Annotated in this window: 6 protein-coding genes and 2 tRNA genes; 3 read left to right on the forward strand and 5 right to left on the reverse strand. The window is 28.9% G+C overall.

From position 1 onward, the window contains the following. Positions 1 to 531: 531 nt before the first annotated feature. On the forward strand, positions 532 to 1,035 hold the full coding sequence (locus HR065_RS01175; protein ID WP_178734096.1) for a hypothetical protein: 504 nt from the start codon (positions 532 to 534) through the stop codon (positions 1,033 to 1,035). A gap of 40 nt (positions 1,036 to 1,075) precedes the next feature. Here HR065_RS01175 and HR065_RS01180 read toward each other — a convergent pair whose 3' ends face one another. The 5 genes from HR065_RS01180 to HR065_RS01200 all read right to left on the reverse strand — a co-directional run bounded on the left by HR065_RS01180 (position 1,076) and on the right by HR065_RS01200 (position 8,480). Continuing rightward, complete coding sequence (locus tag HR065_RS01180) at positions 1,076 to 3,808, reverse strand: cation-translocating P-type ATPase (protein ID WP_178734097.1); 2,733 nt, start codon at positions 3,806 to 3,808, stop codon at positions 1,076 to 1,078. A gap of 144 nt (positions 3,809 to 3,952) precedes the next feature. Continuing rightward, a complete protein-coding gene (locus tag HR065_RS01185) occupies positions 3,953 to 5,212 on the reverse strand; it encodes a hemolysin family protein (RefSeq protein ID WP_178734098.1) in 1,260 nt (419 codons plus the stop codon). Positions 5,213 to 5,470: 258 nt separating this feature from the next. Further along, positions 5,471 to 6,895, reverse strand: a complete 1,425-nt coding sequence (gene proS / locus HR065_RS01190) for a proline--tRNA ligase (protein ID WP_178734099.1) — start codon at positions 6,893 to 6,895, stop codon at positions 5,471 to 5,473. Positions 6,896 to 6,966: 71 nt separating this feature from the next. Then, positions 6,967 to 8,112 (reverse strand): methionine adenosyltransferase, encoded by a 1,146-nt coding sequence (gene metK / locus HR065_RS01195; protein WP_178734100.1) that lies wholly within the window; start codon positions 8,110 to 8,112, stop codon positions 6,967 to 6,969. A 107-nt stretch (positions 8,113 to 8,219) separates the two neighbouring features. After that, a complete protein-coding gene (locus HR065_RS01200) occupies positions 8,220 to 8,480 on the reverse strand; it encodes a cold shock domain-containing protein (protein ID WP_178734101.1) in 261 nt (86 codons plus the stop codon). A 190-nt stretch (positions 8,481 to 8,670) separates the two neighbouring features. Between HR065_RS01200 and HR065_RS01205 the strand changes: the two genes are divergently transcribed. After that, positions 8,671 to 8,744, forward strand: a tRNA-Thr gene (locus HR065_RS01205). 100 nt (positions 8,745 to 8,844) lie between these two features. After that, positions 8,845 to 8,919, forward strand: a tRNA-Gly gene (locus HR065_RS01210). The last annotated feature ends 116 nt before the right edge of the window (positions 8,920 to 9,035 follow it).

A 9,035-nucleotide genomic window follows, 5' to 3' on the forward strand; every position in this document is an offset into this window, starting at 1 on the left:
CAAATCTTTGGGATTAATTAACTTTTTTGACAAATAAAAATGATTATAAAGAACGATGTTCAGGCATATACATGTTATTGTTTTTGCCTTCATGATCTTTAATATTTGCATGTTTATTAAAATGTGTATCATGGCTGATTTGCACTTAAACATGCCGACTGCCAATATTAAATATACAAAAATATTATACAATAATTTAAATCTTTTTTTAATATTTTTTACATCAATTTCATAAGAAAAAGCCATTAATGGAGCGCATTTGAAAGGAGAATGAAAGACGGTTAATAATTAATTGTTTAAAATTGCAAGACAAGTAACAATAAGAGTTCAAAGTTTGATATTATTTGTTTTAAAGATGGTTAAAATGAGGAAAACCAAAGAAAATAATATTTTTTTCATGACGTGATTTTAAAAAAGTTTATTATTTTTAGGGATACTTTTTTTAGAAATCAGTAAAAAAGCAGTTTTTATTGATCTTTTATCCCTTGACGTAATGATATTTATTTAAAAATACACAATAAAGGTTAAAAAATGTTAAACATAAAAACCATCTTCATTAATTTATTGGTAGGGATTTTATTTTGGACACCTATTTTGCTATTTTATCAACACCAAATGATAAAATCTTTTACCCCTGTTAACAAAAATATTCCTATAGAGCCAATTGCCTTAGATTTTGATCCACAAAAAATGATTAATTCTCATAAATTGCCCAAAAGTAAAATTTGGAAAAACTATTTAAAAGGTGTTTCTGCCGTTGAAACAGCCGATCAATATGTTAAAAATTTTGTTTTAGTCAATAAAGAGAGTAATATCAAATATAATGTTTTAGAGAAAAAATTAATTATTAAAAATATCGATGATTTAATCGATAAAAAAATTTATTTCGCTAGAACATATATTAAATTTAACCCTGGTTTTTACAAATTTAGAGATAGTTTTTCCATAGGGATTCATTTTTACCTTCATTTAACTAAATCTGCCCAAAATTGTTATTTAATTATGTTAGAACCAATCGCCGATACCCTTTTATAAAGAAAAAAATAGATGATTTGCATCATCTATTGGGTTTTATCTATTGATCTTTCTTTTTTAAAACTTTTTTCACTATTTCTACCACTAATAAAGGACTCATGGATAACATAAAAATAATGAGAAAATCTTGGCATGATAAATCAGCTAATTGAAAGTTTTCTTTTAAAAAAGGGACGAATAGAATAATCATTTGTAAAAAAACACTAATCAGAAAGAATTTAATTAAAGCCCAGTTGGTCTGAAGTGAAAAAACCGATTTACGTAAATGTCTTAAATTAAAAACATGCACTAATTGCGAAAAAGATAAGACGAAAAAGGCGAAAGTTTGACCGTATTTGGCTGCTTCCTGAGGATGCAGTTTATAACCAATCCAAGCGGCTAAGAAAGTTAATAAACCTAAAAAGAACCCTTCTAACGCTATTTTATAAAACAAAGCAGGCGTTAGTAAGGCATTTTTAATATTGCGTGGTTTTTGTTTCATTAAATCTTTTTCTTTAGGTTCCAACCCTAATCCTAAAGCAACCAAAGAATCGGTAACTAAATTAATCCACAGAATTTGCAAAGCACTAAGAATGATAAAATCATAAGTGAAAAAGAAATGACCCAAACAAGTATTTAATAAAATAACCGTTATTTCACCCATATTACAACTTAAAAGAAAAAGGATACTTTTTTTAATATTTAAAAAAATATTTCTTCCTTCTTCAATAGCGTTTTTAATAGTGTTGAAATTATCATCTGTTAAAACGATATCAGCTGTTTGTTTAGTGATTTCCGTACCATTTACGCCCATAGAAATGCCAATATCAGCTTGTTTGATACTAGGAGCATCATTCACTCCATCACCTGTCATAGCGACAATATGACCTAATTTCTGCCAAGCTTGCACAATTTTTAATTTTTGTTCTGGTTTAGTTCTAGCATAAACTTTAATATAAGGCAGTTTAGTCATTATTTCGCTTTCACTCATTTGTTCCAACATATCTCCGTTAATAGCTAAATCTTGCGGATCTTTTAAAATATGTAAATCTTTAGCGATCTTTTCGGCAGTATATAGATGATCGCCTGTGATCATGATAGGAATAATAGAAGCATTGCGACAGTCTTGAATAGCGGCAAAAATTTCTGGTCTAATAGGGTCTTGTATAGCGACCAAACCTAAAAAAATTATTTTATCGTTCAATTGGGACAATAATTCCTCTAAAGAGGTATCTTCTTGCAACCACTCTTCTTGAAAAAGATCAACATAAGCCACACCTAACACTTTATAACCTTTTTGAGTCATTTGTGTTAATTCATTGTTTATCAGATGCTCATTATTTAACTGTTTTTCCTGTATTTCGCCTTGGTAATCTACATAGTTGGATAAATTACAGATTATTTCTCCAGCCCCCTTAATAATGATATATTTACGGTTTTTTAATTGATAAATAGTAATCATTAATTTATATTTATCATCAAAAGGAAATTCTTTCAGACGTATATTTTCTTCTCTTAACGCATTAACATCTATTTGCCATAAATGCGCCAAATCAATAAATGATTGATCTACAGGATCAGAGATAATATTATTGATCTTGTTATTTGGGTCTTTTTGTGTAGTCGCATTGTTGCATAAGCAACCATATTGAACTAATTTTAAAACATCTTGGGACAGAGGCGCAACACTATTAACCGAAACGGCGTTGTTTAACGTATATAATTGTTTAATATTCATTTTATTATAAGTTAAAGTGCCTGTTTTATCCGTACAAATAACACTCACAGTCCCCAAAATTTCTAAAGTTTTTAAATTTTTCACAATAGCTTTTTGGTTTGCTAGTTTTTTAATCCCTAAAACCATAATAATGGTGATAATAGCTAATAAACCTTCCGGAATAACCGCTACTGCCAAAGCGATAGAAGAAAATAAAAAATGTTTTAGAACCGTTAAATCGATGTTTTTGCCAAAACAATAATGTTTCCATAGGTTTAACGAAAAATTGATGATAATTAAAAAAGCGATAATAACACTCAATAATTTAGATAGATGAGTGATATTTTTTTCTAAAGGAGTTTGGGCGGTTTTATTTATTAAGGTAAATTGAGTAATTTTACCAATCTGAGTTTTCATTCCTATCGCTACAACTACTCCTTTGGCGTTACCATAGACCACGACTGTACTCATGAAAACTATGTTAAAAGCGTGAAATAAACTAAAAGGTTGATCGTTATCTTGATGGTTTTTAGCAACTGATAAAGTTTCACCCGTTAACACTGATTCATTAATTTTTAAATGGTTGGATTGGATTAACCTGATATCCGCCGGAACAATATCCCCAGTTTCTAAAAAAACTATATCTCCTACAACCAATTCTTCTTGCGGAATTAATTGTTTTTGGTTATTTCTTAAAACTTTACTATAAGGTTTGGTTTTGTTTTTGACCATTAATAATGATTTTTGGGCTTTATTTTCATAAATAACACCCAAAAAAGCGTTAATAAGGACAATAATTAAAATTAAAATACCTTCCAAAATTTCTTCTTTTTGGTGAGAAATAAAACCCATTATGAAAGTGATAGCGGAGGCTATTAATAAAAGATAAACGAAAAAATCATTAAATTGTTGTCTGAATGTTTTCCAAAAGGAAATAGCCGCCGGTTTTTGCAAACGATTAAAACCGTCTTTTAAACGTTTTGGTTGAATTTGAGCATTATCTAAACCTTTCTTAAAATCAGTCTTTAATGCTTTTTCTAAGCTGTTGAGCTTTAATTGGTAAAATAAGGATTCCATTGGTGAGGAAATACTTTCTAATAGTAATTTTTCATTTGATAGTCATTTTTTAATTGAATCGTTTTTAACGCATCCAAAAATTTATCGTTATCAACGCACAAAAAAAAGAAGTTAAAAAACTTCTTTTAAAATAGATGGAACTTTTTATAATTCTGGTTGCTCTTCGGAGTTTTGAGCTATTTGTTGCACTGGCTCAATTTTAGACACTTTAATTTTAGTTATCACTAAACCGTCATGAGCTAAACCATCAAACTTCCAGTTATTATAAATAATTTGAATTTTTTCGTTATTTTCAGGAATTCTTTTAAATTTCCCTAACATAAAACCACTTAAAGTTTCGTAGTCATCAATAGGCAAATCTGCTTTTAATTCTTCTTCTATATCGTATAAGTGAGTAGTTCCTTTGATGATATATTCGTGTTCAGAAATTTGGATAATTTCTTGGTTCTGTTTGTCGTATTCATCTTCTATATCGCCCAGAATTTCTTCAATTACATCTTCAATAGTCACAATTCCAGCAGTTCCGCCATATTCATCAACTACAATAGCGATATGGTTTTGTTTTAATTGCATTTCTTTAAATAATTCACTAATGTTTTTAAATTCCATTACGTAATAAGCTTTACGAAGGAAATCTTTAATGTCGAATTGTAGATGGTTTTTATCTACTTCCATCAAGCCTTTAAAAACATCTTTTACGTGAACGATACCGATTATTTTATCAAGACTTTCCTCATAAACAGGGAATCTTGTGTATTTTTCCGAACAAATTAAATCAGTTAACTCTTCGCGAGTAACATCTGATTTGATAGCGATAATTTCTTTTCTATGACGCATTACATCCGAAACTTTGGTTTCATCAAAGTCAAAAATATTTTGGATCATATTATTCTCGCTACTATCGATAATACCTTTACGGTAAGAAGAATTTAGTAAATATCTCAATTCATCTTCAGCCACAGCATCATTTTTTTTATGTGGATCAATTCCTAAAGCATATAAAATAATATTGCTTATCTGGTTCAATAACCAAACAATAGGTTTAGTTATGAAACAAAAAATATTGAAAAGATCTAATAAAAAATATGCTGTTTTTAAAGGAAAGTTTAAAGCTATCCTTTTTGGAGTAATTTCACCAAAAACAATAGAAACAACCACTAAACCGATTGTGAAATAAATTCCTAAATCATTTTTCAAAAGATAACCTTGAACAAAGGTTAAAATATGAATCATTATCTGAATAACAGATAAAAAATGAGTAGGAGTTTCTTTTAATTTTTTTATTTTTAAGGCTTTTTTAGAACCATTTTTAATTTCTAAATTAATTTTACTTTCACTTAAAGTTACTAACGATATTTCGATCGCAGCAAAAAAAGCATTCAACAAAATTAATCCAAAAATCATTAGATAAACGTTGAAATAGTCCACTTTAATTTATAACCTCTTTCTTATTTTTCACACAAGCGAAAAATAGGCTATAAATCGTATTATTTAAATTCTCTGTTAAATCATCATTTTCCATATATCTAAGCAATCAAATCCCCTTTTATTTTCCTTTTTACTTTTAGGAAATAACTGTCTTTATTCTAACATATAATATGACAAATGTCAAAGTATATGTGATTTATCCCAAGAAGGATCTTCTTGGGATAAATGAATTTATTAATAAGCTCTAGCAAATAACACCGTTTGGTTAGCTTTTTTATTGGTTACAGGGCAAATTTCGGTTATTAAAGGTTCGTCTAAAATAACTCGAGCGGTAGCGCCTGTCTCTTTTTTAATAATTTCTTCGGCTTCATTTTCATAAACACTCATTTTAATATATCCTGTTTTTTGCAGATGTTGTTTAAATTCATCATAAGTTTTAGCTTGATAAGTGTTATTTTTAACATGATCAGAAGCTTTTTGATACATTTCTTGGTGAATTTTTTTCAATAGAAGAGGTATTTCTTTTAATAAATCTTTTTCAGCTAGTTTTATTTTAGTAGAATTGTGTCTGATAAAAAGAGTCAATTCTCCGTTTTCTAATTCTTTTTTACCGATTTCTATTCTTAAAGGTATCCCTTTAAGTTCGTGATTACTAAATTTCCAACCTATATTTTTATTTTGTAAATCTATTTCTACTCTATAAGCAGTACTTAATTGTTGGTATAAAAGATGCGCTTTTTTCACTACTTGTTCGTTTTTCATTTGCAAAGGTACAATAACGATTTGTACAGGAGCGATATAAGGCGGCATTACTAAACCTTCGTCATCGCCATGAACCATAATTAAAGCCCCTATTAAGCGAGTAGAAATACCCCAAGAGGTTTGATGAGCGAATTGTTTTTGCAAATTAGCATCTTGAAAAGTGATCTCAAAAGCTTCAGAAAATTTAGTGCCTAAATAATGCGAAGTTCCGGCTTGTAAGGCTTGTCCATCATACATTAAAGCTTCAATAGAATACGTTACTTCCGCACCTTTAAATTTCTCTTTTTCGGTTTTTTTACCAGAAACAAAAGGGATGGCTAACAGTTCTTGACCTAATTTTTTATATAAATTTAAAATATCGAAGCTTTCTTGTAAAGCTTCTTCTTTAGTAGCATGAACTGTATGCCCTTCTTGCCATAAAAACTCTTTACTTCTTAAAAAAAGTTTATTGGTTTTTTCCCAACGAACCACACTACACCATTGATTAAATAATTTAGGCAAATCACGATAAGAAACTATTTTTTTAGCATAATATTGCGAAAATAATACTTCAGAAGTAGGTCTAATAATTAATTTTTCTGGTAGAGTTTTATCGCCTATTTTGCTGATAGTCATCGCTTCAGGAGCGAATCCTTCAATATGTTGCTGTTCTTTTTGAAATAGATTTTCCGTAAAGACTAAAGGAAAATACACGTTTTGATGGTTAGTTTTTTTTAATTCTTGGTTCATAAATTGTTGGATCATTTCCCATAAAGCATAACCGTACGGCAAATAAATAAAAAAACCTTTGACATCCGAATAATCAATTAATTCTGATTTCAAACAAACATCTGTGTACCATTGACTAAAATTTTCATTACGAAAAGACACTTCTTTGACTAATTTTTTAACATTCATAAATCAGAACCCTTATTTATAATTATTTTATTAACATTTACTTATATTAATATTATATAGTTTCCTAACGTTTATATTAATAATTTTTTAAAAATAGCTATTTTATCGGTTTTTTCCCATTCAAATAAATCATCTTGTCTACCAAAATGTCCATCTCTAGCGGTTATTTGAAAAAGAGGTTGTTTTAGTTTTAATTGATTAATAATCCCTTGCGGAGTTAAATCAAAATTTTGTTGAATTGTTTGGATAATTAATGATTCAGGCACTTTATTGGTGTTAAAAGTGTTAATAAATAAACCCACTGGTTGTTCTATTCCGATAGCGTAAGAAATTTGCAATTCACATTTATCACAAACACCAGCGGCCACGATATTTTTAGCTAAATATCTCACCATATAAGCACCACTACGATCTACTTTAGAAGCATCTTTGCCACTAAAACAACCACCACCATGACGCGCTTCCCCGCCGTAAGTATCTTGAATGATTTTTCTTCCTGTTAAACCAGCGTCCGAATCAGGACCACCATTGACGAAACTACCAGATGGATTGACAAAAATCTTGGTTTTTTCGTTCATTAATTGAGGATCAATAACAGGTTTAATAACATGTTCTATAATCGCTTTTTTAATTTCTTCTTGAGTGATATTTTTTTCGTGTTGACAAGAAACCACAATAGCTTCTACATAAAGAGGTTTATTGTTTTCATCATAACAAATAGTTACTTGAGTTTTCCCATCTGGTCTTAAAAAAGGTAAAGTTTTATTTTCCCTTAATTCTGTCAATTTTAAAGCTAAAGCTTTGGCTAAAAAGAAATTCAAAGGCAAAAAGGTGGGTGTTTCGTTGGTGGCATAACCAAACATTAAACCTTGATCGCCAGCACCTTTATTTAAAACCGCTTTATTTATTTCTTCTGATTGTTCGTGCGTTAAATTAACGATAGATAATTCATCATAAGAAAAATTTTCGTTTTTTCGGTCATATCCTATTTGTTGAACAGTTTGTTTAATAATCTTTTCTACTTGTTGAGGAGTTAATGGAGAACTAGTTTTAATTTCGCCCAAAATGATAACTTTTTGGTTAGTGACAACTGTTTCGATAGCCACTTTAGCCTCTTGATCTTCGCTTAAATAAGCGTCTAATAAAGCGTCAGAAATTTGATCCGCTATTTTATCTGGATGACCTTTGGTTACTGCTTCACTACTAAATCTTTTCATTTACTTTCTCCATAAAATTTTTTGTTTAAAACAATAAAAACATATTATACATTAAAAAAAAAGACTTTAAAAGTCTTTTTTAAAATATATTTCAAATTAATGAATTATTATTTTACTTTAACGATATCAACAGCTTGTGTACGGCCGTTAACTTCTTGAATAGTGAATTCAACTTTTTCGCCTTCTTTTAAAGAACGATATCCGTCTGTTCTGTATTCACTGTTGTCTAATTGGATAGATGTGTAATGAAAGAAAATGTCGTCTTTTTTTCCTTCAACTTTAGGTTCGTCAGTAATAAGTTGGATGAAACCATACCCTTTATCAAAACTAAACCACTTTACATTACCCTGAAATCTTTTTTGTTCCATTGTTAAAAACTCCTCTTTATTAAAATTAGTTTAAATTAACCTCTTTTATTATATATTATTTATTAGGAAAGTGAACAAATATTTATAAAAAAGGTTAATAAAATGAAAGAAAAAGTTTTTTTCGCAATTAATTATAACATTTTTTCTTGAATTAGGTTTTATATGATAAAATAATACAAGAGTGCCAAAAGCCCTTATAGTTTAATGGCAAAACACATCAGTGGTAATGATGAAATACAAGTTCGATTCTCGTTAAGGGCACCAATCATTTTGTTTTAAATTTTTCTTATTTTTTTGTTAATATATATGTTGTAGTTTTTTAGAAATTATTTTTTCAAAAAATGACATTCTTGAATTAAAGAACGCGGACGTCGTATAGTGGCTATTATACGTGCTTGCCAAGCATGAGACGGGGGTTCAATTCCCCTCGTCCGCTCCAAAATAATAAAATAACAATTTAGATCAATTAAATCAAAAACATTTTAATTTCATTTTCTTTTCGAAGAAAGTATAATTAAAATGTTTTTTTATAAAGAATAAATAATACACATAAAA

This window comes from Candidatus Phytoplasma pruni, assembly GCF_013391955.1.
Classification (GTDB): Bacteria; Bacillota_I; Bacilli_A; order Acholeplasmatales; family Acholeplasmataceae; genus Phytoplasma.

Coding starts and splice junctions, on each gene's coding strand:
- HR065_RS01175 (WP_178734096.1), top strand. CDS start 532: ATGTTAAACATAAAAACCATCTTCATTAATTTATTGGTAGGGATTTTA.
- HR065_RS01180 (WP_178734097.1), bottom strand. CDS start 3,808: ATGGAATCCTTATTTTACCAATTAAAGCTCAACAGCTTAGAAAAAGCA.
- HR065_RS01185 (WP_178734098.1), bottom strand. CDS start 5,212: ATGATTTTTGGATTAATTTTGTTGAATGCTTTTTTTGCTGCGATCGAA.
- proS (WP_178734099.1), bottom strand. CDS start 6,895: ATGAATGTTAAAAAATTAGTCAAAGAAGTGTCTTTTCGTAATGAAAAT.
- metK (WP_178734100.1), bottom strand. CDS start 8,112: ATGAAAAGATTTAGTAGTGAAGCAGTAACCAAAGGTCATCCAGATAAA.
- HR065_RS01200 (WP_178734101.1), bottom strand. CDS start 8,480: ATGGAACAAAAAAGATTTCAGGGTAATGTAAAGTGGTTTAGTTTTGAT.